30 protein-coding genes are annotated in these 23,760 nt (G+C 71.5%); 17 read left to right on the top strand and 13 right to left on the bottom strand.

The features are described from left to right. A complete protein-coding gene (locus tag C5H89_RS19190; RefSeq protein ID WP_199286663.1) occupies nucleotides 1-177 on the top strand; it encodes a DUF6104 family protein in 177 nt (58 codons plus the stop codon). A gap of 4 nt (nucleotides 178-181) precedes the next feature. Continuing rightward, complete coding sequence (locus tag C5H89_RS16815; RefSeq protein ID WP_104108122.1) at nucleotides 182-763, top strand: acetoacetate decarboxylase family protein; 582 nt, start codon at nucleotides 182-184, stop codon at nucleotides 761-763. Between the two features lie 50 nt (nucleotides 764-813). On the opposite strand, the gene gdhA is transcribed toward C5H89_RS16815, so the two are convergent. The 5 genes from gdhA to C5H89_RS16790 all read right to left on the bottom strand — a co-directional run bounded on the left by gdhA (nucleotide 814) and on the right by C5H89_RS16790 (nucleotide 5,552). Further along, nucleotides 814-2,163 (bottom strand): NADP-specific glutamate dehydrogenase, encoded by a 1,350-nt coding sequence (gene gdhA / locus C5H89_RS16810; protein WP_104108121.1) that lies wholly within the window; start codon nucleotides 2,161-2,163, stop codon nucleotides 814-816. Between the two features lie 56 nt (nucleotides 2,164-2,219). Next, nucleotides 2,220-2,933 (bottom strand): SDR family oxidoreductase, encoded by a 714-nt coding sequence (locus tag C5H89_RS16805; protein ID WP_104108120.1) that lies wholly within the window; start codon nucleotides 2,931-2,933, stop codon nucleotides 2,220-2,222. Beyond that, entirely contained in the window at nucleotides 2,930-3,907 is a 978-nt protein-coding gene (locus C5H89_RS16800; RefSeq protein WP_104108119.1) for a zinc-binding dehydrogenase, read from the bottom strand. Before C5H89_RS16800 ends, C5H89_RS16805 begins: the two co-directional genes overlap by 4 nt. Before the next feature lie 9 nt (nucleotides 3,908-3,916). After that, on the bottom strand, nucleotides 3,917-5,098 hold the full coding sequence (locus C5H89_RS16795; RefSeq protein ID WP_104108118.1) for an NADP-dependent malic enzyme: 1,182 nt from the start codon (nucleotides 5,096-5,098) through the stop codon (nucleotides 3,917-3,919). Between the two features lie 79 nt (nucleotides 5,099-5,177). Next, entirely contained in the window at nucleotides 5,178-5,552 is a 375-nt protein-coding gene (locus tag C5H89_RS16790; protein ID WP_104108117.1) for a S24/S26 family peptidase, read from the bottom strand. Between the two features lie 60 nt (nucleotides 5,553-5,612). Here C5H89_RS16790 and sodN point away from each other — a divergent pair, with 60 nt between their 5' ends. From sodN to C5H89_RS16775, 3 genes are all read left to right on the top strand, one after another. Next, the gene (sodN, locus tag C5H89_RS16785; protein ID WP_104108116.1) at nucleotides 5,613-6,014 is read left to right on the top strand and encodes a superoxide dismutase, Ni; all 402 of its coding nucleotides are present in this window, start codon (nucleotides 5,613-5,615) and stop codon (nucleotides 6,012-6,014) included. 100 nt (nucleotides 6,015-6,114) lie between these two features. Further along, nucleotides 6,115-6,519, top strand: coding sequence for an anti-sigma factor (locus C5H89_RS16780; RefSeq protein WP_104108115.1), 405 nt, complete (start codon nucleotides 6,115-6,117; stop codon nucleotides 6,517-6,519). A gap of 1 nt (nucleotide 6,520) precedes the next feature. After that, the gene (locus C5H89_RS16775; protein ID WP_104108114.1) at nucleotides 6,521-7,324 is read left to right on the top strand and encodes an RNA polymerase sigma factor SigF; all 804 of its coding nucleotides are present in this window, start codon (nucleotides 6,521-6,523) and stop codon (nucleotides 7,322-7,324) included. 19 nt (nucleotides 7,325-7,343) lie between these two features. Here the strand turns inward: C5H89_RS16775 and C5H89_RS16770 are convergent, their stop codons facing one another. Then, nucleotides 7,344-7,724 carry a hypothetical protein gene (locus C5H89_RS16770; RefSeq protein ID WP_162799435.1) on the bottom strand — a complete coding sequence of 127 codons (381 nt, stop codon included), beginning with the start codon at nucleotides 7,722-7,724 and terminating at the stop codon, nucleotides 7,344-7,346. A gap of 193 nt (nucleotides 7,725-7,917) precedes the next feature. Between C5H89_RS16770 and C5H89_RS16765 the strand changes: the two genes are divergently transcribed. Then, nucleotides 7,918-8,169, top strand: coding sequence for a WhiB family transcriptional regulator (locus C5H89_RS16765; protein ID WP_101524945.1), 252 nt, complete (start codon nucleotides 7,918-7,920; stop codon nucleotides 8,167-8,169). A gap of 34 nt (nucleotides 8,170-8,203) precedes the next feature. On the opposite strand, the gene C5H89_RS16760 is transcribed toward C5H89_RS16765, so the two are convergent. Further along, nucleotides 8,204-9,706: a PAS domain-containing sensor histidine kinase gene (locus tag C5H89_RS16760; protein WP_104108112.1), complete on the bottom strand. Its 1,503-nt coding sequence runs from the start codon at nucleotides 9,704-9,706 to the stop codon at nucleotides 8,204-8,206. Nucleotides 9,707-9,805: 99 nt separating this feature from the next. Here C5H89_RS16760 and C5H89_RS16755 point away from each other — a divergent pair, with 99 nt between their 5' ends. The 4 genes from C5H89_RS16755 to C5H89_RS16740 are packed head-to-tail and all read left to right on the top strand — an operon-like array spanning nucleotide 9,806 to nucleotide 13,264. Further along, nucleotides 9,806-10,642 carry a DUF2785 domain-containing protein gene (locus C5H89_RS16755; protein ID WP_104108111.1) on the top strand — a complete coding sequence of 279 codons (837 nt, stop codon included), beginning with the start codon at nucleotides 9,806-9,808 and terminating at the stop codon, nucleotides 10,640-10,642. 27 nt (nucleotides 10,643-10,669) lie between these two features. Further along, nucleotides 10,670-12,328, top strand: coding sequence for an acetolactate synthase (locus tag C5H89_RS16750; protein WP_104108110.1), 1,659 nt, complete (start codon nucleotides 10,670-10,672; stop codon nucleotides 12,326-12,328). 5 nt (nucleotides 12,329-12,333) lie between these two features. After that, nucleotides 12,334-12,849 carry a GNAT family N-acetyltransferase gene (locus C5H89_RS16745; protein WP_104108109.1) on the top strand — a complete coding sequence of 172 codons (516 nt, stop codon included), beginning with the start codon at nucleotides 12,334-12,336 and terminating at the stop codon, nucleotides 12,847-12,849. A 28-nt stretch (nucleotides 12,850-12,877) separates the two neighbouring features. Continuing rightward, entirely contained in the window at nucleotides 12,878-13,264 is a 387-nt protein-coding gene (locus C5H89_RS16740) for a thioesterase (protein ID WP_104108108.1), read from the top strand. Nucleotides 13,265-13,530: 266 nt separating this feature from the next. On the opposite strand, the gene rsrA is transcribed toward C5H89_RS16740, so the two are convergent. The 4 genes from rsrA to C5H89_RS16720 form a co-directional block, all read right to left on the bottom strand. After that, nucleotides 13,531-13,791 carry a mycothiol system anti-sigma-R factor gene (rsrA, locus tag C5H89_RS16735; protein ID WP_104108107.1) on the bottom strand — a complete coding sequence of 87 codons (261 nt, stop codon included), beginning with the start codon at nucleotides 13,789-13,791 and terminating at the stop codon, nucleotides 13,531-13,533. Next, nucleotides 13,788-14,402 carry a sigma-70 family RNA polymerase sigma factor gene (locus C5H89_RS16730; RefSeq protein WP_101524952.1) on the bottom strand — a complete coding sequence of 205 codons (615 nt, stop codon included), beginning with the start codon at nucleotides 14,400-14,402 and terminating at the stop codon, nucleotides 13,788-13,790. Before C5H89_RS16730 ends, rsrA begins: the two co-directional genes overlap by 4 nt. 66 nt (nucleotides 14,403-14,468) lie before the next feature. Further along, nucleotides 14,469-15,116 (bottom strand): alpha/beta family hydrolase, encoded by a 648-nt coding sequence (locus tag C5H89_RS16725; RefSeq protein ID WP_104108106.1) that lies wholly within the window; start codon nucleotides 15,114-15,116, stop codon nucleotides 14,469-14,471. Continuing rightward, complete coding sequence (locus tag C5H89_RS16720; protein WP_104108105.1) at nucleotides 15,113-15,883, bottom strand: SOS response-associated peptidase; 771 nt, start codon at nucleotides 15,881-15,883, stop codon at nucleotides 15,113-15,115. The genes C5H89_RS16725 and C5H89_RS16720 overlap by 4 nt, the downstream gene beginning before the upstream one ends. A 48-nt stretch (nucleotides 15,884-15,931) precedes the next feature. On the opposite strand from C5H89_RS16720, the gene aroA reads away from it, so the two are divergent. From aroA to C5H89_RS16695, 5 genes are all read left to right on the top strand, one after another. Continuing rightward, entirely contained in the window at nucleotides 15,932-17,215 is a 1,284-nt protein-coding gene (gene aroA, locus C5H89_RS16715) for a 3-phosphoshikimate 1-carboxyvinyltransferase (protein WP_104108104.1), read from the top strand. A gap of 16 nt (nucleotides 17,216-17,231) precedes the next feature. After that, the gene (rsgA, locus tag C5H89_RS16710) at nucleotides 17,232-18,224 is read left to right on the top strand and encodes a ribosome small subunit-dependent GTPase A (RefSeq protein WP_104108103.1); all 993 of its coding nucleotides are present in this window, start codon (nucleotides 17,232-17,234) and stop codon (nucleotides 18,222-18,224) included. Between the two features lie 61 nt (nucleotides 18,225-18,285). After that, nucleotides 18,286-19,170 (top strand): inositol monophosphatase family protein, encoded by an 885-nt coding sequence (locus C5H89_RS16705; RefSeq protein WP_104108102.1) that lies wholly within the window; start codon nucleotides 18,286-18,288, stop codon nucleotides 19,168-19,170. A gap of 101 nt (nucleotides 19,171-19,271) precedes the next feature. Next, nucleotides 19,272-19,703, top strand: a complete 432-nt coding sequence (locus C5H89_RS16700) for a CBS domain-containing protein (protein WP_104108101.1) — start codon at nucleotides 19,272-19,274, stop codon at nucleotides 19,701-19,703. A gap of 113 nt (nucleotides 19,704-19,816) precedes the next feature. After that, entirely contained in the window at nucleotides 19,817-20,185 is a 369-nt protein-coding gene (locus tag C5H89_RS16695; RefSeq protein ID WP_104108100.1) for an FKBP-type peptidyl-prolyl cis-trans isomerase, read from the top strand. A gap of 9 nt (nucleotides 20,186-20,194) precedes the next feature. Here the strand turns inward: C5H89_RS16695 and C5H89_RS16690 are convergent, their stop codons facing one another. Both C5H89_RS16690 and C5H89_RS16685 read right to left on the bottom strand, forming a co-directional pair. Continuing rightward, on the bottom strand, nucleotides 20,195-20,452 hold the full coding sequence (locus C5H89_RS16690; protein WP_101524959.1) for an RNA-binding S4 domain-containing protein: 258 nt from the start codon (nucleotides 20,450-20,452) through the stop codon (nucleotides 20,195-20,197). Nucleotides 20,453-20,503: 51 nt separating this feature from the next. Beyond that, nucleotides 20,504-21,793, bottom strand: a complete 1,290-nt coding sequence (locus C5H89_RS16685) for a DUF445 domain-containing protein (protein WP_104108099.1) — start codon at nucleotides 21,791-21,793, stop codon at nucleotides 20,504-20,506. A gap of 36 nt (nucleotides 21,794-21,829) precedes the next feature. Between C5H89_RS16685 and C5H89_RS16680 the strand changes: the two genes are divergently transcribed. Together C5H89_RS16680 and C5H89_RS16675 are read left to right on the top strand one after the other, a co-directional pair. Beyond that, nucleotides 21,830-22,225 (top strand): adenylyltransferase/cytidyltransferase family protein, encoded by a 396-nt coding sequence (locus C5H89_RS16680; RefSeq protein ID WP_104108098.1) that lies wholly within the window; start codon nucleotides 21,830-21,832, stop codon nucleotides 22,223-22,225. A 78-nt stretch (nucleotides 22,226-22,303) separates the two neighbouring features. Next, nucleotides 22,304-23,760: MXAN_6640 family putative metalloprotease (locus tag C5H89_RS16675; protein ID WP_162799434.1), on the top strand; the 1,457-nt coding region annotated here is incomplete at its 3' end.

Below are 23,760 nucleotides of genomic sequence, written 5' to 3'. Positions count from 1 at the left end.
ATGTACTTCACCGATCGTGGCATCGAGGAGCTCGAGAAGCGCCGGGGTGACGAAGAGGTCACCCTGGCGTGGCTCGCGGAGCGGCTCCGGGAGTTCGTCGACCTGAACCCCGAGTTCGAGGTGCCGGTCGAACGGCTCGCCACCTGGCTGGCGCGCGAAGACGACCCCGAGGACTAGGACCGTGCCCTTCCCGTCCCCGCCGTGGCAGCTGCGGGGCCAGCTCTGGGGGTCCCTCTTCCGTGCTGCCCCGCCCGACCAGCCCCGCGGGCTCTTCGTGGTCGCCTTCGTCAGCTATGAGGCTGGCAGCACCTGCGAGTACTCCGAGCTGCTGGTGGCCCGTCGCGCCGAGGGCACGTCGACCGCCCTGACGGTCCGCGACATGTGGGTGGACTCCGAGCCCTCCCGCGAGGCGGGCCGGGCCCTGTGGGCGCTGCCGAAGGAGCTCGCCGTGTTCCACCACGACCAGGGCACGGTGGGCCCGGTGGCGCGGCACTCCTGGCGGGCCTCGACGGCAGGACGGACCCTGGCCAGCGCCGAGTTCGTGGACGCCTCGGCGCTCTCCGCGCGCGTGCCGGTGCGAGCCACCACCAGGCAGCCGGTCGCCGACGGGGGCCTGCGCGTCGCCACGGTCACCGGCAGCACCCGTGGGCTCCCCTGCCTCGGACACTGGTCGTTCGCGCCGGACGGCGCGCTGGGCTGGCTGGCGGACCGGCACCCGGTGCTGTCGTTCCGGCTGCGCCGGTTCTCGGCGACCATCCTCTGAGCGCCCGCCGGTCCGGGGCGCCGGAGCGCCACCGGAGCCGGACGTCGCGGCTAGATGACTCCCATGGCCAGCATCGCGTCCGCCACCTGGCAGAACCCGGCGATGTTGGCGCCGGCGACGTAGTCGCCGGGCACGTCGTACTCGTCGGCGGTGGCGACGCACCGCAGGTGGATCCCGGTCATGATCTCGTCCAGGCGCTCCTCGGTGTGATCGAAGCTCCAGCGGTCACGAGAGGCGTTCTGCTGCATCTCCAGCGCGCTGGTGGCCACACCACCGGCGTTGGCCGCCTTGCCGGGAGCGAACAGCACCCCCGCCTGCGTCAGCACCGAGACGGCGGCCGGCGTGGTGGGCATGTTCGCGCCCTCCGCCACCACCTGCACCCCGTTGGCGACCAGCACCCGCGCCGCATCCTCCGGCAGCTCGTTCTCGGTGGCACACGGCAGCGCCACGTCGCACGGCACGTCCCAGATGGAGCCGCCCGCCACGTGCGAGGCACCGCCGCCGCGCAGCTCGGCGTACTCCTTCACACGCCCGCGGCGCACCTCCTTGACCTCGCGCAGCAGGGCCAGGTCGATGCCTCGCTCGTCGACGACGTAGCCCGCTGAGTCCGAGACGGCGACCACGGTGCCGCCGAGCTGGTGCACCTTCTCGATCGCGTAGATGGCCACGTTCCCGGAACCGGAGACCACCACCCGCTTGCCGTCGAAGGAGCTGCCCCGGGTGGCCAGCATCTCGCGGACGAAGAACACCGTGCCGTAGCCGGTCGCCTCGGTGCGCGCCTGCGAGCCGCCCCAGGTGAGGCCCTTGCCGGTCAGCACCCCGGACTCGTAGCGGTTGGTGATGCGCTTGTACTGGCCGAACAGGTAGCCGATCTCGCGGCCACCGACCCCGATGTCTCCCGCCGGCACGTCGGTGTACTCCCCGAGGTGCCGGTAGAGCTCGGTCATGAAGGACTGGCAGAACCGCATGATCTCGCCCTCGGAGCGTCCCTTGGGGTCGAAGTCCGATCCGCCCTTGCCACCGCCGATGGGCATGCCGGTCAGCGCGTTCTTGAAGATCTGCTCGAACCCCAGGAACTTCACGATCCCGAGGTAGACGCTGGGGTGGAAGCGGAGCCCGCCCTTGTAGGGGCCGAGGGCGGAGTTGAACTCCACCCGGAAGCCCCGGTTGATCTGGACGGTGCCGCGGTCGTCGACCCACGGCACCCGGAAGATGATCTGGCGCTCGGGCTCGCAGATGCGCTCGATGATGGAGGCCTCGACGTACTCCGGGCGCTTGACCACCACGGGGCTCAGGCTCTCGAGCACCTCGTTCACGGCCTGGTGGAACTCGAGCTCACCCTGGTTGCGACGCAGGACGTCGGCGAACACGGGCTGGAGGGCGGGGTGCAGCGAGCTCATGGTGAAACCTCGATTCGTGGTGCGTCGTGCCGCACCATCTCTATTGCGTTGGACGGTCAGCGAACCGGCGGCCGGGGGGCCGTGCGGAGGGTGACCTCGGGTATGACGGCGTCCGTGGGCAGATCGAGGACGTGGCAGATCGTGCCCGCCACGGTCTCCGGCTGCATCCAGTCGGCGGGGTGGTAGTCGCGCCCCTCCTGGACGTGGACCTGCGCCTGCATGGGCGTCGCGGTACGGCTCGGGTAGACGGTGGTGACGCGCACACCGTGCTCGGCCTCCTCGGCGCGCAGCGCGTCGGCAAGGGCGCGCAGCCCGAACTTCGACGCTGCGTACGCCGACCAACCGGGCGAGGCGGCCAGACCCGAGGTCGAGTTCACGAACACCACGGTGCCACGCGCCGCCCGGAGGCCCGGCAGCAGCGCCTGGGTAAGCAGCGCCGGAGTGGTCAGGTTCACGTCCAGCTGGCGCTGCCAGTCGGCCAGGTCCAGTGACTCCACCGGCGCCAGGGCGACGGCGCCGGCGCAGTGCACCAGCGAGTCCACGGCCTCGAGCTCGGCTCCGAGCCGACGAGCCGCCCGCTCGACCTCGGCCGGCGCGGACAGGTCGACCACCTGCACCGAGTGCCGCGCTCCCAGCGAGGCCGCGACCTCGCTGGCGCGCTCGGGCGTGCGCACCAGGAGCACCAGCCGGTCCCCGCGCTCGGACAGGCGCTGCGCGAGGCGCAGCCCGATGCCCGAGGCGGCACCGGTCAGCACGTGGGTGCGAGTCACCGGGTGAGCACGACCTTGCCGAAGATGTCTCCGCCGGCCATGGCCGCGAAGCCGTCGCGAGCCTGGTCCATGGGCAGGGTCCGGTCGATGAGCGGCCGGGCCCCGGTGGCCTCGAGCATGGTGACCAGCGAGGCGAGCTCGCTGCTGGTGCCCATGGTGGAGCCGATCACCTGCAGCTGCAGGAAGAAGATCCGGGTCAGCTCGGCGTCGTCGAGCGCCGGGCCGCTGGTGGTGCCGCTGATCACGATCTTGCCGCCGGGCCTCAGGGACCTGACCGAGTGCGACCACGTGGCTCGGCCCACGGTCTCCATCACCGCGTCGACCTTGACCGGGAGCCGGGCACCGGACTCGAAGACCTCGTGGGCCCCGATCTCCAGGGCGCGGGCGCGCTTGGCCTCACCCCGGGAGGTGGCCAGGACGCGCAGCCCGCCGGCCCGGGCCAGGGTGATCAGGGCGGTGGCCACGCCGCCGCCGGCACCCTGCACCAGGACGGTGTCGCCTGCCTTGAGACCGCCCTGGGTGAAGAGCATCCGATAGGCGGTGAGCCAGGCGGTCGGCAGGCAGGCGGCCTCCTCGAACGACAGGGAGGCCGGCTTGGGGACCACGTTGCCCCGGGGCACGACCACCTTGTCGGCGAAGGTCCCCTGGTGCCGCTCGGAGAGCAGGGACCGCTTGGGGTCCAGCGTCTCGTCCCCCCGCCAGGCCGGGTCGCTGATCACCGCGTGGACGACCACCTCGTTGCCGTCCTCGTCGTACCCCGCGGCGTCGCACCCCAGGATCATCGGCAGTGCCTCGGCACGCAGGCCCACCCCCTGCAGGGACCACAGGTCGTGATGGTTGAGCGAGGCGGCCTTGACGGTGACGGTCGCCCACCCGTCCGGGGCCACCGGGTCGGGACGTTCCCCCACGACGAGCCCCGCCAACGGGTCGGCGGCGTCACGAGGGGCGAAGGAGTCTGCGTAGACGGCGAACATGGGACGAGGCTAGCGCCGGGCCACTCCGTCGCGACGAGCAGCCTCGGCCACCGCGGCGGTGACCGCGGGACCGACGCGCGGGTCGAACGGGGAGGGGATGATCAGGTCGGGTCGCAGGTCGTCGCCCACCAGGGCGGCCAGCGCGTCCGCGGCGGCCAGCTTCATGCCCTCGGTGATCGCGGTGGCGTGCACGTCGAACGCGCCCCGGAAGATCCCGGGGAAGGCGAGCACGTTGTTGATCTGGTTGGGGAAGTCCGAGCGCCCGGTGGCCACCACGCGTGCGTGGCGGTGCGCCACGTCGGGGTGGACCTCGGGGGTGGGGTTGGCGAGGCCGAAGATGATCGGGTCGTCGGCCATCGTGGCCACCACCTCCTCGGGCACGGTTCCGCCGGAGACCCCGACGTACACGTCGGCCCCGGCCATCGCGTCGGCCAGGGAGCCGCTGCGGCCGAACTTGTCCGCGGTGTCACGGGCCAGCGCGGCCTTGACCGGCGTCAGGTCCGCACGCTTGGAGTTGAGCACGCCCTGGCGGTCCACGACGGCGAGGTCGGTGATGCCGGCCTCGAGCAGGATCCGCGCCACGGCCACGCCGGCCGCCCCGGCCCCGGAGATCACCACCCGGGTGCCCGCGGGGGTACGACCGGTGAGGCGCAACGCGTTCTTGAGGGCAGCCAGCACCACCACCGCGGTGCCGTGCTGGTCGTCGTGGAAGACGGGGATGTCGAGCAGCTCCTTGAGCCGGTCCTCGATCTCGAAGCACCGGGGGGCGGAGATGTCCTCGAGGTTGATGCCGCCGAAGCTGGGAGCCAGCCGGGCGACGGTGGCGATGATCTCCTCCACGTCGGTGGTGGCCAGGCAGATCGGCACCGCGTCCACGCCGCCGAACTGCTTGAACAGCACGGCCTTGCCCTCCATCACCGGCATGGCTGCCGCCGGGCCGATGTCACCGAGACCGAGCACCGCGGTGCCGTCGGAGACGATCGCCACGGTGTTGGGCACCCAGGTGTAGTGCTGGGTCATGGTCGGGTCCGCCGCGATCGCCTCGCACACCCGCGCCACACCGGGCGTGTAGGCCAGGGAGAGCTCGTCGGGGCCGGTGAGCGCCACCGTCGACACCGTCTCGAGCTTGCCGCCTACGTGAAGGTCGAAAACCGGATCGCCTTGATGGGGGTGTGCGGGCAGATCGGGCATGGCAACCATGGCCTGATCTTCCCATGAGGTCCTGCGATGCCTGCGCGGGCGTCCATCTAGACGCCGGACGAGGCTTCTGCTATATCGGCCCAGGACCCGTGCCGACGACCCTGCCGGGACGCGGCCAGACCCGGAGCAGCACCACGGCCAGCACAGCGTCGGCGGGCACCGGCCCCCGGTGGCGCGAGTCGACCCCCACGTGGGGGTTGTCGCTGACCAGCCACCAGCCGGCGGCCCCCGAGCGGGTCGAGCGAGGGCCAGCGGCACGCTTGACCGCCAGAGTCCCGTCGGGGAAGCGGGCCAGCACCACCGACCCGGGGCGCGGCGGCACGCCGTAGCGGACCAGCAGTCGGTCGCCGGCCCTCAGGGTCGGCTCCATGGAGGCACCGTGCACCCGGGCCAGACCCAGGCGGGTGCCCACGGGCGAGACACCCGACCACTCCCGGCTCACCATGCGGAGTAGTGTCGCAGTCCAGTCAGATCACCGTTCGTGCACGACCGAGAGGAATCCTCGATGTTCTCCCGTTTCATCGCCCCGACCGTCGACGTCTCTGCCCACTGCGACCTCCCCTGCGGCGTGTACGACCCGGCCCAGGCCCGGATCGAGGCCGAGTCGATCAAGCAGATCATCGCCAAGGTCGCCGACAACAACGACCCCGACTTCCGTACCCGCGCGGTGCTCATCAAGGAGCAGCGCTCCGAGCTGGTCAAGCACCACCTCTGGGTGCTGTGGACCGACTACTTCAAGGCACCGCACTTCGAGAAGTACCCGCAGCTGCACACCCTGTTCAACGAGGCGACCAAGCTCGCCGGCGCCTCGGGCACCAAGGGCACGCTGGACGCCGGTGCCGCCGACCAGCTGCTGGCCAAGATCGACGAGATCGCCGAGATCTTCTGGGAGACCAAGAAGGCCTGAGACCCGGTGAAGATGGGCGGGCCTCCCGATGAGGGGGGCCCGCTCCATTAGGGTCTGCCCCACGGGTCCACAGAATCGATCGAGGACGGTTGGAATCACGATGAGCGAGGGCAGCACCCCCCGCAAGGCCGACGTGGAGCTTCGCCTCCCCGCTGACGGCGCCTACGCGTCCGTGCTCCGCACGACGACAGCCGGGCTGGCAGCCCGCCTGGACTTCACCCTGGACGACATCGAGGATCTCCGCATCGCCATCGGCGAGGCGAGCGCGCTGGTGCTTCCCGATGCCGATCCCGAGGCCGACCTCACCTGCCGGTACTTCCTGGCTCCGCACGCGATGACCATCGAGGTATCGGTGGAGTCCAGCAGCTCGGGCCCGGACGACCCCGCCTCCTTTGCCTGGCAGGTGCTGAGCACCCTGGCCGCCGACACCGAGATGGATCATGCCGACGGCAGGATCACCGTCCGACTCACGATGGCGTCCAGCATCAGTGAGGCCGACCACTGAGATGAGTCGGGAGCTGGGGGACTCCCTCGAAGTACCGCTGACCGCGATCGAGGCGACCCGTCTTCGCAGCGCAGAGCTGTTCCTGGTGCTGCGCGACGACACCGGTCCCGACCACGCGCGTGCGTGGGCGCGTGACGAGCTCGTCCACCTGCACCTGGCCCTGGTCGAGCACTGCGCCCGACGCTTCCGCAACCGCGGCGAGCCCTACGAGGACCTGGTCCAGGTCGGCACGATCGGCCTGATCAAGGCGGTGGACCGGTTCGAGACCGACCGTGGGGTCGAGTTCTCGACCTACGCGACGCCGACCATCATCGGTGAGATCAAGCGTCACTTCCGCGACAAGGGATGGGCGATCCGAGTGCCCCGCCGACTCCAGGAGCTGCGCATGCAGATCAGCGGCGCCTCCGGCGAGCTCACCCAGCGGCTGGGCCGCTCCCCCACGCCTCGGGAGCTGGCCGAGGAGATCGGCTGCACGGTCGAGGAGATCATCGAGGGGATCGAGTCCAGCAACGCCTACGCCACCCTGTCCCTGGACGCGGGGGACGACAGCGACGACGGCCCCCCGAGCATGATGGACACCTTGGGCATCGACGACGTGAACCTGGAGCACGTCGAGATCCGCGAGTCGATCAAGCCGCTGCTCGAAGGGCTGGACCCTCGGGAGAAGAAGATCCTGCTGCTCAGGTTCTTCAAGAACATGACCCAGTCCCAGATCGCGGAGGAGATCGGGGTCTCCCAGATGCACGTCTCGCGGCTGCTCACCCGCACCCTGGACCAGATGCGTAAGTCGCTGGAGTCGGACTGAGAGTCGGGGCAGCGGTCGACTACGGCTGCTCGCCCAGCGCAGCGAGACTGCGGGGGTGGAAGATCCCCACCAGGACGACGACTGCGACGACGGCCAGTCCGGCCGACAGCCACGGCACCGCGCCGCGATAGCTCCAGGCCACGCCGAGCTGGATGAGCTGGGCCAGCACCACCGGGCTGCGGGCCCAGGAGCTCCGGCGCAGCAGGCTCTGGGCTCCGAGCACCAAGCCGGCGCCGTAGCAGGCGAAGAAGAGCGCGGTCGTGACTCCCATGGCGAGCCGACCGCCGTCCAGCGAGGCGATCTCCGCGAGTGCGAGCAGCACGAGCACGACCCCTTCCGCACCCACCACGGAGGCCGCGATCGCCAAGGGCACTGGAATTCTCCTGCTGCGCTCACTCATCACAGGCATTCTAGTTGTGACGGATGTGACGTTCCGCAGGGGTTGTGTAGACGCCCAACTCTTGGCACGCTGGTGATCGCGCTTGTGTTGGGCGTTAGCAGTCATGCGCCACACGATTTTCGCATGTTTGCGACCGGGTCCCCCGACCTGACGTCGCCCTCCCCCAAACCCCAGGAATGAGGAACCCTCAGCCATGGATTGGCGCCATCGTTCTGCCTGCCTCGACGAGGACCCGGAGCTGTTCTTCCCCATCGGCAACACCGGGCCGGCCATCCTCCAGATCGAGGAGGCCAAGCAGGTGTGCCGACGATGCGAGGTTCGCGAGCAGTGCCTCGCGTGGGCGCTGGAGGCGGGACAGGACCACGGGGTCTGGGGTGGCTTGAGCGAGGACGAGCGCCGGGCCCTGAAGCGTCGCAACGCCCGCGCGCGCATCCGCACCGCCTGACGCGGTCCGGCCCAGGGCTACTCGTCGAGCAGCGCTACTCGTACGGGACGTCGAGCACGACCCGGGTGCCTCGGCCACCCGGGGCGGGGGCCACGTCGATCTGGCCCCCCAGCTCTGACTCCACCAGGGTCCTGACGATGGAGAGCCCCAGGCTCGTGGAGCTCTCCAGGTCGAAGCCGGCCGGCAGGCCGGCGCCGTCGTCCTCGACGGTGACCTGGAGCCGACCCAGGCTCCGCGCCACCGTCACCACGACGCGTCCCCGGGGCAGGTCCCGCTCGGAGCCGAGCGTCTCGCCGAGGTCGTCCTCGACGTAGCCGTGCTCGACCGCGTTCTGCAGCACCTCGGTCAGGACCATCGCCCAGGCGGTGGCCGCCTCCGAGGTGAGGTCGCCGAAGCTGCCGCGGCGCACCACCAGCACCCGGTCCCCCGCGACGCTGACGTCGGTGACCATCCGTCCCAGCCGGTCCGCGATCTCGTCGAAGCTGACGTGCTCCTCCACGGCGTGGCTCAGTGTCTCGTGCACGATGGCGATGGATCCCACCCGCCGTACGGCCTCGTCGAGGGCCGCCTTGGCGGCCGGCGCCTCGATCCTGCGTGCCTGCAGCCGGAGCAGCGCCGCCACGGTCTGCAGGTTGTTCTTCACCCGGTGGTGGATCTCCCGGATGGTGGCGTCCTTGGTGACCAGCTCGCGTTCGCGCCGACGCAGGTCGGTGACGTCGCGCAGCAGCACCAGGGCGCCGATGTGCTCTCCGGTGGGGCGCAGCGGCACGGCGCGGACGATCACCGAGACCTCGTCCGTCCCGATCTCGGTGTCCCGGTTGCCCCGGCCCCCCAGGACGGCGCTCAGCGTCTCCTCGTCGGGACGGCGGCGCGGCGGCACCAGCTCGCGGGTGATGTCGGTGAGGGTCAGGCCGCTGAGGTCCCCGTTGAGCCCGAGCCGACGGTAGACCGACTGGGCGTTCGGGCTCGCGTAGGTCACCCGTCCAGCCGCGTCCACGCGCAGCAGGCCGTCGCCGACCCGGGGAGTGTCCGTGTCGTCGCTGCGCTGCCCCTCGGGCGGGAAGAACCCGTGCGCGATCATCTGGGTCAGGTCCGCGGCCGTCTGCAGGTAGGCCAGCTCGAGCCTGCTGGGCGTGCGTACGCCGAGCAGGTTGGTGTTGCGGGCGATGACCGCGATGACCCGCTCACCGCGGCGCACCGGGATGGTCTCCACCCGCACCGGCACGTCGTCGCGCCACTCCGGGTCCCCCTCGCGGACCAGTCGCTCGTGCTCCCAGGCCATGTCCAGCATCCGCCGGCGGCCGGCCGGGACGAACGTCCCCACCACGTCGTCGAGCAGTGCTGTGGGGCCGGTGGTCGGCCGCATCTGTGCCACCGCCCAGAACCCCAGCTCCTCGGCATCGCGCAGCCAGAGCACCAGGTCGGCGAAGGCGAGGTCGGCGATGATCTGCCAGTCCGCCATCAACAGCATCAGCCACTCGACGTCGGACTCGTCGAGGTCGGTGTGGGCGCGCACCAGATCGCCGAGGGAGGGCACGCCCGCAACCATAGGACACCCCGGCCGGCGGCCCCCGTGCCGACCGGAGCCTGGCGCACCACGTCCCGGCACGGTCCCGGGACTGGCAGGATGTGCGCCATGGCAGTGGGGTACTGGCGCGAGGTTCTCTCCGACGGCCTCGCCGTGCCCCGGGACCGACCGCTCGACGAGCTGACCGCCGAGCTGACCGGCATGCTGGGGTCCCCCGACCCCGAGCAGCGCGACGGCATCGCCTACCCGGCGCTCTCCACCTGGGTGGAGCGTGGGGTCTACGACGACCTGCTGCCCGGGCTCGGTGACGGGATGGCCACCGGGCTGCGGGTCGGCCTGGGCGAGACGGGGACCGACACGGTCTTCCGGCGCAGCTGGTCGGTGCTGGTCCTGGCCGCGGTGCTGGCCCGTGACACCCAGCACCGGCTGCTCACCGGCGACCAGGTGCTGCGCTGGGGGGACGAGATCGCCACCTGGTTCCTGCGCGAGCGCGACCTCAGGGGCTGGGTGCCCGGACACGGCTGGGCGCACGCCCTGGCCCACGGCGCCGACGCGATCGGTGCCGTGGCCGGCTCCCCGCACCTTCAGACGCCGGAGCTGACGGTCCTGCTCGACGTCCTGGCGGACCGGCTCGTGACCACCGAGCACCTGCTCACCAGCGGTGAGCCAGACCGGATGGCGCAGGCCACCCTGACGCTGCTGCGCCGGGACCTGGTGCCGCTGAAGGTGCTCGAGCCCTGGATCGCCCGCCTCGCCGCGCACGCCCAGCCCTTCGGCTCACCCGACGCCGGGGACCCCTACCTGCGCTCGGGCAACTGCCAGGCCTACCTCCGCGCCCTCCACCTCCAGCTGGTGCTGGCACCACATCCTCCCCACACCCGAGCCGACCTGCTCCTGGTCGTGGTGCAGGCCTTGCGCGCGACCAACGCGTCATACCTGCGCTGACGTGGAACGGGTGAGTAACCTCACGCCATGACCATCGAAGAGATCTCCGGCCACGCCGGTGAGCTGGCTGTCGCCGCCGCACGCGCCCATGGCGTGGAGACCATGTTCACCCTCTCCGGCGCCCACGTGTTCCCGATGTACGACGGCGCCGTGAAGGCCGACCCGCCGATGCGCCTGCTCGATGTGCGGCACGAGCAGACCGCGGCCTTCGCCGCCGAGGCGACCGGCAAGCTCACCCGCGTCCCGGGCCTTGCCGTCCTCACCGCGGGGCCGGGGGTGACCAACGGGATCAGCGCCATCGCGCAGGCCCAGTTCGCCGGCTCCCCGATGGTCGTGGTGGGAGGACGCGCACCCGCCAACCGCTGGGGCACCGGGAGCCTGCAGGAGCTGGACCAGCCGCCCATCGTCGCGACGGTGGCCAAGCAGGCCCGGACCCTGCACACCGCCGGCGACGTGCTCGGCGGCATCGACGACGCCTTCCGGACGGCGGGCAGCTCCCACCGGGGACCGGTCTTCGTCGACGTCCCGATGGACGAGTTCTTCAGCTCGGCCACCGGCCCGGCCCCGACCGGCGCCAAGCCTGCGCCCCTGGAGCCCGACGGGGACGTGGTCACCGAGATCGCCGAGCTGCTGGCCACTGCCAGCCGGCCGGTGCTGATCCTGGGCACGGACGTGTGGGCCGACGGCGCCGAGGAGGCGGCCCTGCGCCTGGTCGAGCAGGCCTCGATCCCGACGATCACCAACGGCATGGGCCGAGGCATCGTCCCCGGCGGGCACAGGATGCTGGTCACCAAGGCTCGCGGCAAGGCGCTGGGCTCGGCCGACCTGGTGGTGGTCGTCGGCACCCCGCTGGACTTCCGCCTGGGGTACGGCGCCTTCGGGGGCAAGGAGGGCGGACCCGCCGCCCGTGTCGTGCACGTGGCCGACTCCCCCGCCCAGGTCTCCCGGCACGCCGACCTGGCCGCCTCGGTCTGCGGCGACCTGACGCTGGTGCTCGACGGACTCACCAAGGCGCTGGAGCAGGTCGTGAGACGGCCCGACTGGTCCTCGTGGGTGACCGAGCTGCAGGACACCGTGGCGGCCGCCGCCGAGCGGGACCGCGCGCTGCTGACCGCCGAGGCCGACCCGATCCACCCAGCCCGCATCTACGGCGAGCTCGTGCCCCGGCTCGCCGACGACTCGGTCGTCATCGGGGACGGCGGGGACTTCGTGAGCTTCGCCGGCAAGTTCGTCGAGCCCAAGCGTCCCGGCGGCTGGCTGGACCCGGGCCCCTACGGCTGCCTCGGCGCCGGCCTGGGGGCGGCGATCGCGGCTCGGCTCGCCCGCCCCTCGGCCCAGGTCACCCTGCTGCTGGGCGACGGCGCCGCGGGCTTCTCCCTGATGGACGTGGACACCCTGGTGCGCCACGATCTGCCGGTGGTCATGGTGATGGGCAACAACTCCGCCTGGGGCCTGGAGAAGGGCCCGATGCAGATGCTCTACGGCTACGACGTGGTGGCCGACCTGGGTCAGCGCACGGCGTACGACGAGGTGGTGAAGGCGCTCGGCGGTGCCGGGGAGACGGTGACCGATCCTCGGCAGATCGGTCCCGCGCTGGACCGGGCCTACGCCTCGGGGGTGCCCTACCTGGTCAACGTCATCACCGACGTGGAGGCGACGTACCCGCGGAACACGTTCGGCATCTAGGCGCCGTGACGCCACCGCCTGTCCGGGTGCGGGTCGCCCGGTCCGAGGAGCTCGGGGCGCTCGGGGACCTCACCCTGGCTGCCTACGAGCCGTTCACCCTGGGACCGGACGACCCGTACGTCGCGCGCCTGCGCGACACCGCCGCCCGGGCCCGCGAGGGCGTCCTGCTGGTCGCCGAGGACCAGGAGGGCTCCCTCCTGGGATGCGTGACCTGGTGCCCGGCGGGCTCGCCGCTCCGAGAGCTGGCCCAGGAACACGAGGGGGAGTTCCGGATGCTGGCGGTCGCACCACGCTGCCAGGGCCGGGGTGCCGGCGCCGCCCTGGTGCACCGCTGCCACGAGCTCGCGGCAGGCCTGGGTGCCACGAGCATGGTGATCTCCTCCCTGGCGGAGATGACCACGGCGCACCGGCTCTACCGCCGCCTGGGGTACGAGCGCGAGCCCACCCGGGACTGGTCGCCGGCCATCGGTGTGGACCTGGTGGCGTTCGTCAGGCCGCTCGACGTAGGACACCGGGATTAGGCACGCCCGTCCTCGCTAGGCTGCTCGGATGAGCCTTCCCTCCGCAGCCCTCCGCTTCACGGTCACCGCCGACGACACCGCACTGGCCGTGGGCAGCGGGTCGCTGCCGGTGCTGGGGACGCCCCGGCTGCTGGCCTGGCTGGAGGCGGCCACCTGCACCGCCATCGCTCCCGCGCTGCCCGAGGGCAGCACCTCCGTGGGCACGCGGGTGGAGGTCGAGCACCTCGGGGCCAGCGCCGTGGGGCAGGAGGTCGAGGTGACGGCCTCGTCCGCCTACGTCGACGGCCGGCTGCACCGGTTCACGGTCGCGGCCCGCCACGTGGCCGAGGGTGTGCCGGGAGCGGTGGTCGGCTCCGGTGAGGTGACCCGCGTCGTCGTCGACGCCGAGCGGTTCATGCAGCGCCTGAGCCGCTGACTCACCCCGGGCGGTCTCGTCCGCGCAGCACGGGCCCGTCCGGACAAAGCAATGGACCCCCGGCCAGAGGCTCAGGGGTCCAGGGCTTGTGTCTGCGCTCAGGCGTTGGGGCGCTTGCCGTGGTTCGCGCCCTTCTTCTTGCGAGCGCGGCGCTTGCGGCCGGTCTTGCCCATGGTGTCCTCCTGGATGTCAGTGGTGGCCATCCTCTCAAACGATGACCACCCGAAGCCAATCAGGGTCGGGGCCGACCCCGACCCGGGGCGCTGCTACTGCTCGGAGATGCGGACCTGCACCTGGCGGATGCGCACCAGCACCCGCGCGCGCAGCTCCGAGGGGGCGGACTCGCTGCACGCCCGGGCGACGACCGACTTCACGGTGCGCTGGAGGTCGTACTTCTGCAAGCACGGACCGCACTCGTCCAGGTGCTGCTGGACGGCACTGCAATCGGCGTCGTCGAGCTCGTTGTCGAGGAAGTAGACGATCCTCTCGAGGTAGTCCGCACAGTCGTCGGCATGCTCGTGGCTCATCGGACGGTCCCCTTCTCCACAGTGCTGGCCGGCAGGAGGTCGTTGTCGCGCACGTAGTCGCTCAGCATGTCCCGCAGCTGGCGACGTCCCCGGTGCAGTCGCGACATGACCGTCCCGATCGGGGTGTCCATGATCTCGGCGATCTCCTTGTAGGGGAAGCCCTCGACGTCGGCGAGATAGACCGCCAGCCTGAACTCCTCGGGGAGCCGTTGCAGGGCGTCCTTGACCTGCGAGTCAGGCAGGTGCCCCAGCGCCTCGGTCTCGGCCGACCGCAGGCCGGTCGAGGTGTGGGACTCCGCGCGCGCCAGCTGCCAGTCCTCGACGTCCTCGGACATCGACTGCTGCGGCTGGCGCTGCTTCTTGCGGTAGGTGTTGATGAACGTGTTGGTGAGGATCCGGTAGAGCCACGCCTTCAGGTTCGTCCCGGGACGGTACTGGTGGAAGGCCGCGAACGCCTTGGCGTAGGTCTCCTGGACCAGGTCCTCGGCGTCCGTGGGGTTGCGCGTCATGCGCATCGCGGCGGAGTAGAGCTGGTCGAGGTACTGCATGGCCTCGCGCTCGAAGCGCTCGGTGCGCTCGGCGTCGGTCTCTTCGGAGAGGGATTCAGTCATCGCGTCCCAGACTAGCGTCGTGGGGGCTTCGGGCAGAGTTGCGAGCACACAATCGCCAACATCGACTCACCCGAGTTGATTCCCCGCGACCTCGCGCACGATCCACTCCAGGGTGCACTCCACCACGATGCCGAGGGCCTCCTCCTGGCTGACCCCGGCCCGCCTGGGCACCTTGAGCCCGTGGTCCGCCGAGGGCACCACGCACAGGTCGATGCCCTCGGGGAACTCCTCCGGCGTCCCGAAGGCGTCCCGCTCCCCCTGGACCACCAGCGTGGCCAGTCCGACGCCGAGAAGCTCCGCCACCCGGCTCTTCTCAGGCCGCCCCGGCGGGTGCAGCGGGAAGGACAGCGCCAGGCAGCCGTTCGCACCCAGTCGGCGCGCCGTGCGGGCAGCGGACCGGGCGCCGGCGGACCTCCCGCCCACCACGAGCGGCGTACGCACCCGGAGCTGGTTGGCGGCCGCCTCCAAGGCGATGTCCAGGGTCGGCGGCGCCGTGGCCACCTTGCGCCCGGCTCGGCGCCAAGGCTGCTCGAACAGCACCACCGTGACCCCCTCGCGCGGCAGCTCGGCGGCGAGTGCCGCGAGGTCCTCGGACTCGATCCCCCCGCCGGCTCCGTGGCTGAGCAGCAGGGTCGCCACCGGGCGCCGGGACCGATGGGTGACCAGTCGCCCCTCCCCCTGCGGCGTCGCGACCAGTCGCTCCACGGTGCTCATGGCGTGCCCGGCGTGGGCAGGTCCAGGACCTCGGGGTCCAGCCCCTCGACGTCGCTGAGCGGGAGGGGCTCGAGCAGCTCCGGTCCGTTGTTGCGCACGTTGCCGACCAGCGGGCGGACCGGGTAGGCCTCCAGCAGCCCGGGGGCGGCCGGGGCCAGCGCCCGGCTGAGCTGCTCAGACCCCGAGACCGCCCGGTCCAGCCACAGGTCGCGGTGCTCGGGCGACACCATCAGGGGCATCCGGTCGTGGATGTGCCCCAAGGAGTCCTCGGCCCGGGTGGTGAGCACCGTGCACGTCCAGCGGAACCGCTCGGGGTCGTCCTCGGCGCGGGTGGGGTCGCGCCAGATCTCGTAGAGCCCGGCCATCGCCAGGATCCCGTGGTCGCGCGGGCGGATGAAGAAGGGCTGCTTTCCAGGCTTGCCCGCCGGGGTCAGCACCGAGGTCGGGTACCACTCGTAGTAGCCGTCGGCGGGCAGCAGGCACCGACGCGCGGCGAACGCCTTGCGGAACGCCGGCTTCTCGGCCACCGTCTCCACCCGGGCGTTGATCATCCGGTTGCCGATCGAGGGGTCCTTCGCCCACGAGGGCACCAGGCCCCAGGTCAGCGTCCTGAGCTGCCGCTCGTCGCGGTCCAGCACGGCGTAGACCTCCTTGGTGGGCGCGACGTTGTAGTCCGCGTCCAACGGCTGCGGCGTCCTGTCCGCCACCACCTCGAACTCCTCGAGCAGGTCTTCGGGACGCCGGCTGGAGGCGTATCGGCCGCACATGTGCCTCAGCCTAGACGGCGCGGGGAGCCACCTCAGTAGGCTTGCCCGATGACTTCCCTGCGAGAGCGGACCGCCGAGCCGTGGCAGGCGCCGCGCGCCACCGACCCCGTGGACCTCACCGTCTCGCTCCCGGGCAGCAAGTCGATCACCAACCGGGCCCTGATACTGGCCGCCCTGGCGGAGGGACCCAGCACCGTCCACCGCGCGCTGCGCTCCCGGGACACCACACTGATGGCAGACGCACTGCGCGCGCTGGGCGCCGAGATCGACACCACGGGCGAGGACTGGACGGTGACGCCCGGCCCCCTGGTCGGCGCCGGCCGGATCGACTGCGGACTTGCCGGCACCGTGATGCGTTTCGTCCCGCCGGTCGCGGTCCTCGCGCACGGCAGCACCGCCTTCGACGGCGACCCGCACATGCGGACCCGCCCGGTGGGCGAGGTGCTGCGCGCGCTGCGCGACCTCGGCGCCGAGGTCGACGACGACGGACGTGGCGCCCTGCCCTTCTCGGTGCGCGGCACCGGGCGGATGCCGGGTGGTCGGGTGGAGCTCGACGCCTCGGCGTCGTCCCAGTTCATCTCCGCGCTGCTGCTCGCCGGTGCTCGCTACGACGCCGGCGTCGACATCCTGCACACCGGCAAGCCCGTCCCCTCGCTGCCGCACATCGAGATGACCCTGACCATGCTGCGTGCCCACGGCGTGGACGTCGACGACTCCGACACCGACCGCTGGCAGGTGCGGCCCGGACCGGTGCACCCGGTGGACCAGGTCGTGGAGCCGGACCTCTCCAACGCGGCGCCGTTCCTGGCGCTGGCGGCCGTCTCGGGCGGCCGCGTGGTGGTGCGCGACTGGCCCCGGGAGACCGACCAGGCGGGCGACGCGCTGCGGGAGATCCTCTCCCGGATGGGCTGCCGCGTCACGCACACCGACGACGGCCTCGAGGTGGTGGGCACCGACGGCCTGCACGGCGTGGACCTGGACCTCCACGACGTGGGTGAGCTCGCCCCCGCGGTGGCCGCCCTCTGCGCGCTGGCCGACTCCCCCTCGCACCTGCGGGGCATCGAGCACATCCGCGCCCACGAGACCGACCGGCTTGCTGCCCTGGCCACCGAGCTCGGTGCACTCGGCGCCGACGTCGTAGAGCACCGGGACGGGCTCTCGCTGCGCCCCGCGCTCCTGCACGGCGGGCTGTTCCACACCTATGCCGACCACCGGATGGCCCACGCGGGGGTGATCCTCGGCGCCGCCGTCGACGGGGTGCTGGTCGAGGACATCGCCACCACCGGCAAGACGTTTCCGGGTTTCGCCGAGACCTGGTCCGGCCTCCTGTGACGCGGAGCTGGGCCGCATGAGCCGGCGCTACGACGAGACGGACCAGGAGCACTACGAGCGCCCCCGGCGTCGTACCCGACCGAGGACCAAGGAGCGCCCGTCCTACGACGACGCCGTCGACGCCGTGGTGGTCACCGTGGACCGGGGCCGCTTCACCCTGCTGCTGGACGGGCGGCGGGTGATGGCGATGAAGTCGCGGCCCCTGGGCCGCAAGGGGGTCGTCGTCGGGGACCGGGTCCGCGTGGTCGGTGACGTCTCGGGCGCCGACGGCTCCCTGGCCCGCATCGTGGAGGTCCATCCCCGCACCACGACCTTGCGGCGCACCGCCGACGACGACGACCCGGTCGAGCGGGTGATCGTGTCCAACGCCGACCAGCTGGTGGTGGTCGCGGCGCTGGCGGACCCGGAGCCCCGGCCCCGACTCATCGACCGTGCCCTGGTCGCGGCGTACGCGGCCGGGATGTCCCCGCTGCTGTGCCTGACCAAGGCGGACCTGGCGGATCCCGAGACCCTGCTGTCGACCTACCGTTCGCTGGGCGTGCCGTGGGTGGTCACCGAGCGGGGCGGAGACCTGAGCGTGGTCCGCGAGCGCCTCGAGGGCCGGACCAGCGTCCTGGTCGGTCACAGCGGCGTGGGCAAGTCCACCCTCGTCAACGCTCTGGTGCCGCTCGCCCATCGCGAGGTCGGCCACGTGAACGCCGTGACCGGACGAGGGCGACACACCTCCACCTCCGCCTACCTGCTGGAGCTGCCCGGTGGGGCCGGCTGGATCATCGACACCCCGGGCATCCGTTCCTTCGGGCTGGCCCACGTGCGCCCCGAGCAGCTGATCGAGGCCTTCCCCGACCTCGACGAGATGACCGAGGACTGTCCCCGCGGATGCACTCACGGACGCGGCGAGCCCGAGTGCGGCCTGGACATCGCCCTGGCGGCGCACCAGGCCGACCCCGACCGGGTGGACTCGTTCCGCCGGCTGCTCGCCGCCCGGGAGCGCTCCAGCGACGAGTGAGGCAGTCCGCCGAACCACTCGACCCGCCGCAGCGGGGCGGACGGGGAATAGCCTGTCCCCCATGCCCATCACCGGTCCCGGCTCGCAGGACTACACAGACGACCTCCGGCTGGCGCACGTGCTCGCCGACGACGCCGACTCGCTGACCGAGGCCAGGTTCAAGGCGCTGGACCTCCACGTCATGAGCAAGCCGGACCTCACCCCGGTGACCGACGCCGACGCCGGTGTCGAGGACGGCATCCGGCGCACCCTGTCGCGCGCGCGCTCGCGCGACGCGGTGCTGGGCGAGGAACGGGGTTCCACCGGGCACAGCCAGCGTCAGTGGATCGTGGACCCCATCGACGGCACCAAGAACTTCGTGCGCGGCGTCCCCGTCTGGGCCACCCTGATCGCCCTGTCGGTGGACGAGGAGGTGGTGCTGGGGGTCGTCTCGGCTCCCCAGCTCCAGCGGCGCTGGTGGGCCTCGAAGGGCAACGGAGCCTGGACCGGGCGCTCGCTGCTCAAGGCCACTCGCTGCGAGGTCTCCGACGTACGCCGGCTCGAGGACGCCTCGCTCTCCTACAGCTCCCTGTCGGGCTGGGACGAGCGTGGCCGCCTCGATGACTTCGTCTCGCTCTCCCGGCGCTGCTGGCGCACCCGGGCCTACGGTGACTTCTGGTCCTACATGCTGCTGGCCGAGGGCGCCGTCGACCTGGCCGCGGAACCGGAGCTGGAGCTCTACGACATGGCGGCGCTGGACATCATCGTGCGCGAGGCGGGCGGCAGGTTCACCTCGCTCGCCGGAACCGACGGACCCTGGGGCGGCAACGCACTGGCCTCCAACGGGCACCTGCACGAGGCCGCGCTCTCCTTCCTGGGCACCTCCCCCGACGACGCGTCCGACCCTGACGCCGCGCGCCCCGGCCCCGGGTCGGTGCACGCACTGCGCCGACGTCCGCGGGAGTGAGCGGACGACCCCGTCCAGGATCCACCGACGGCCGGCGGGGCTGTTCACGGGCACTTCCGGCGCACTAGCGTGTGGGCCCGTGCCCTTCATCGGAGGTATTGATGCGCATCAGCGACGTACTCAGGCAGAAGCCGACCCAGGACGTCATCAGCGTCCAGCCCCAGGCGTTGGTCCGCGATCTGGTAGCCCTGCTGGCCGAGCACAACGTGGGTGCCCTGGTGGTCAGCGCGGACGGCAGCTCCCTGGACGGCATCGTCAGCGAGCGCGACGTGGTGCGCCACCTCGGGCGCGACCCCGGGGTCCTCGACCGGGACGTGGCCTCCATCATGACCCGCGACGTCCACACCTGTGAGGGTGACCACCCGGTCGACGAGCTGATGGAGCTGATGACCCGTCAGCGCGTGCGCCACGTGCCGGTCCTCAGCAACGGCGCGCTGGTCGGGGTCATCAGCATCGGCGACGTGGTGAAGTCCCGCATCGGCGAGCTCGAGTTCGAGCGCGACCAGCTCGACAGCTACGTCCACGGCAGCTGAGGCTCCCGGCACCCGGCACCCGGACGCCCGGACGCCCTGCGCCCTCGGCCTAGGATTCAGGCCCACACCGCCGCCCGACCCCGGGCGCCGCGCACGAGAGGCAGGCACCGCATATGCAGAAGCCCGAAGTCGACCCGCACCTGGGCGACGCGCCCACCGACCTCGAGGTCACCGACCTGGTCGAGGGCGACGGCACCGAGGCCAAGACCGGCAGCACCGTCTCGGTGCACTACGTCGGCGTGGCCCACTCCACCGGCGAGGAGTTCGACGCCTCCTACAACCGGGGCGCCCCGCTGCAGTTCCGGCTCGGCATCGGCCAGGTCATCGCCGGCTGGGACCAGGGCGTGTCGGGCATGAAGGTCGGCGGTCGTCGCCGGCTGGTCATTCCCCCGCACCTGGCCTACGGCGACCGCGGGGCCCCCGGCGCGATCGCGCCCGGCGAGACCCTGATCTTCGTGGTGGACCTGATCGACGTCAGCTGAGCAGGAGTCTCACCAGGGCAGGTTGTCGGGGACATCGCCCGTGGCGACCCTGACGACCTGCCCGCCGACGGCGACCTCGTCACCGGGCACGAGCTGGCGTCCCCGGCGTGTCTCCAGCTCACCGTTGACCCGCACCGCGCCGCTGGCCAGCAGCGGCCTGGCCTCGGAGCCGTGGTCCACCATGTTGGCCAGCTTGAGGAACTGCCCGAGCCGGATCGACTCGTCGCGGATCGAGACGTCCATCGGCTCCGGTGCTTGCGAGGTCATGCCTCCATGCTCCCAGACAGCTCCCAGATGGCTCCCCTGCGGCCACCACCCTCAGTGGCCGCTGAGCACCGCCACCGTGTGGATCAGCACCCCGACCAGGCCGCCGACGATCGTCCCGTTGATCCGGATGAACTGCAGGTCCCGCCCCACGTGCAGCTCGATCTTGCGGGCGGCCTCGTGTCCGTCCCAGCGCTCGATCGTGTGGGTGATCACCGCGGTGATCTCCGTGCCGTACCTGTCCACGACGAAGACGGCGACGTCCGCCGCGGTGTGGTCCAGCCGGTCCCGCAGCTCGACGTCCTCACCGAGTCGGTCGGCGAACGCGGAGAGCTCGGCGAGCAGCCGCTCCCGCACCGCGCCGTTGGGGTCGCGCATCGAGGTGAGCAGCGCCCGACGCAGTGCGTTCCACAGTGACACCGACGTGGCGCTGACCTGCTGGTGGTCCAGCAGCCGCTCCTTGAGCCGTTCCGCCCGCTCCTGGGTGGCGGGGTCGAGCAGCAGGTCCTGGGCCAGCTGGGCCAGCATCGAGTCCAGCGCCTCGCGCGCCTGGTGCTCCGGGTCCTCCCGGACGTCCTCCAACCAACGGATCGCCTCCAGGTGCACCCGGGTCGTGACGACCTCGTTGAGCCGCGACGGGGTCCACCACGGGGCACGGGCCGAGAGCACCTCGGTGAAGGTCTCGGGGTTCTTGACCAGCCACCGGTGCAGCTCCTCCAGCCCCAGATCGACCAGCCCGTGGTGCAGGTCGTCTCGCACCACCTCGGTGAGCAGCGTCCCCGCCAGCGGCGCGATCGGCTCCTCCCGGAAGCGCGGGACCAGCGCCTGGGTCACGAAGTCAGACACGTGCTCGTCGCGCACCTTCGCCAGCCCGATGGCCGCGACGTCGACGAACTCGTCCACCACCCGGCGCGCGTTGGTCGGCTCGCCGAGCCAGGTCCCGACCCGGGCCGAGATCGACGCGTGCGCGACCCGCTCCCGGATGATGTCCTCCTGGAGGAAGTTCTCCCCCACGAACTCCTGCAGGCCCCGTCCGAGCTCGTCCTTGCGCTTGGGGATCAGCGCCGTGTGCGGCACCGGGATGCCGAGCGGGTGCTTGAAGAGCGCGGTGACGGCGAACCAGTCGGCGATGGCACCGACCATGGACGCCTCAGCACCAGCATTGACGAACCCCCAGAAGCCGTCCTGCCCCAGGGTGAGGACGTAGACGACCGCGGCGAGCGCGAGCAGCGAGACCGCGAGCGTGCGCATCCGGCGCAGCCCGCGCCGGCGCGCCTCGTCGGCTTCCGGTGCGGGTGTGAGGATCGCGATGGCGGGTGCGGGGGTGGGTGCGTCGGTGTTCATCGTGGTCATCCTCCCAGTGCGTGCCAGAATGCCGCCATGTCTCGCACCGTCATCACCTTCGGCACCTTCGACGTCTTCCACGTCGGTCACCTCCGGGTGCTCGAGAGAGCCGCCGAGCTCGGCGACCGTCTGGTCGTCGGAGTCTCCGCAGACGCCCTCAACGAGCGCAAGAAGGGCAGGGTCCCGGTCTTCAGCCAGGCCGAGCGCCTGGCCATCGTCGGGGCCCTGAAGGTCGTGGACCAGGTCTTCGTGGAGGAGAGCCTGGAGCAGAAGCGGGACTACATCCTCGAGCACACTGCCGACGTCCTGGTGATGGGAGACGACTGGGCCGGCAAGTTCGACGAGTTCTCCGACGTGTGCAAGGTGGTCTATCTCACCCGTACGCCGGCGATCTCCACCACCGCCATCATCGAGCACATCGCCGATCTGTAGGGGTGGCACGTAATCTGTCCATGCACCCCTGCTGATTCCCTCGTCCGAGGACGGCACACCACGGAGGGAACGAACGTCTTGCCGCGTCTTGCTGCCATCGCTCTTGCGGCCGGTCTGAGCCTGGTCCTGCTCGCGCCCGGCGCGGCCCTGGCCGACAAGAACGTGCCGGAGCCCACCGCGCCAGCTGCCGCTGAGCTGCAGGTGGCCCGGGACGTCCTCGGTGGTGCGGTGGCGGAGACGGCTGACGGGGACGAGCGCGACGCCACCATGGTGCTGCGCGACCTGTGGCTCGCCCGCCCGACCATGACGCCGGCCGAGCGCCGGTCCGCCGACGCTCTGCTCGCCCGTCCCACCGTCCCGGGCAAGGACCCCTACGTCTCCTACGTGGCCGGCACCCCCACCACCACCGAGTGCGGCCCCCGCGTCTGCGTCACCTACGTGAGCACCACGAAGCATCGCGCGACGCCGGCCTGGGCCGCCCAGGTCCTGTCCACCATGGAGTCAGCCTGGACCCGTGAGGTCGACGAGCTCGGCTACCGCGCGCCGGCCCCCGACGGCAAGGCCGGCGGCGACTCCCGCTTCGACGTCTATCTCGCCAACGTGTCCGCGCAGGGGCTCTACGGCTACTGCTCGCCGGAGTCGGCCGTACGCGGGCAGCCCGGCCGAGCCCAGTCCTACTGCGTCCTGGACAACGACATGACCGGCTTCGCCAAGGGCCCTCTCGAGAGCCTGAGCGTGACTGCGGCGCACGAGTTCTTCCACGCCATCCAGTTCAACATCGACTCGGGCGAGGACCAGTGGTTCGTGGAGGCGAGCGCCACCTGGATGGAGGAGCTCGTCGCCGACGAGATCAACGACAACCGGCAGTTCCTCAAGTCGGGTCAGCTCGGCACGCCCTCGCAGCCGCTGGACACCTACTCCACCGACATGTCGATGTACGGCAACTGGATCTTCGTCCAGCGCCTGGCCCAGTCCTTCGGCGTCGACGCGGTGCGATCGGTGTGGCGACGCCTCGATGCCAGCGTCGGCAAGCGCAACCACTGGTCGTTGAGCGGGGTTCGCCGCTACTTGCGCTCGGAGGGCGTGGCGTGGCCGAAGTTCTACTCGCAGTTCGCGGAGTCCAACCTCACCCCGGGTCGTTCCTACGAGGAGGGCAGTGCCTACCGCGCCACGAAGCCGGCCCGCCGAATCTCCCTCACGGCCAAGCGTCCTCGTGCCTCGTTCAGCCCCCGCCTGCGTCACCTGACCTCGCACACCGTGCGGATCAAGGCGGCCAAGTCGCTGCCCCGCAAGGCCCGCCTGGTCGTGGACGTCGCGGCCAAGCACGGCGGCACTGCCGACCCGGTGGCGCGGCTGCTGGTGTACAAGAAGTCGGGCAAGCTGTCCCGGGTCAACATCAAGCTGAACCGCGCGGGTCGGGGCCAGCAGCGGGTCAGCCTGGACCGCAGGAAGGTCCGCAAGGTCGACCTCGTGCTGAGCAACGCGTCACTGCGCTACCGCGACTGCGGCTCGGGCTCCGCCTGGGCCTGCGGCGG

The sequence above is a fragment of the Nocardioides sp. 616 genome, from assembly GCF_002930065.1.
Classification (GTDB): domain Bacteria; phylum Actinomycetota; class Actinomycetes; order Propionibacteriales; family Nocardioidaceae; genus Nocardioides; species Nocardioides houyundeii.
This window is presented reverse-complemented; position numbering and strand designations above follow the sequence as displayed.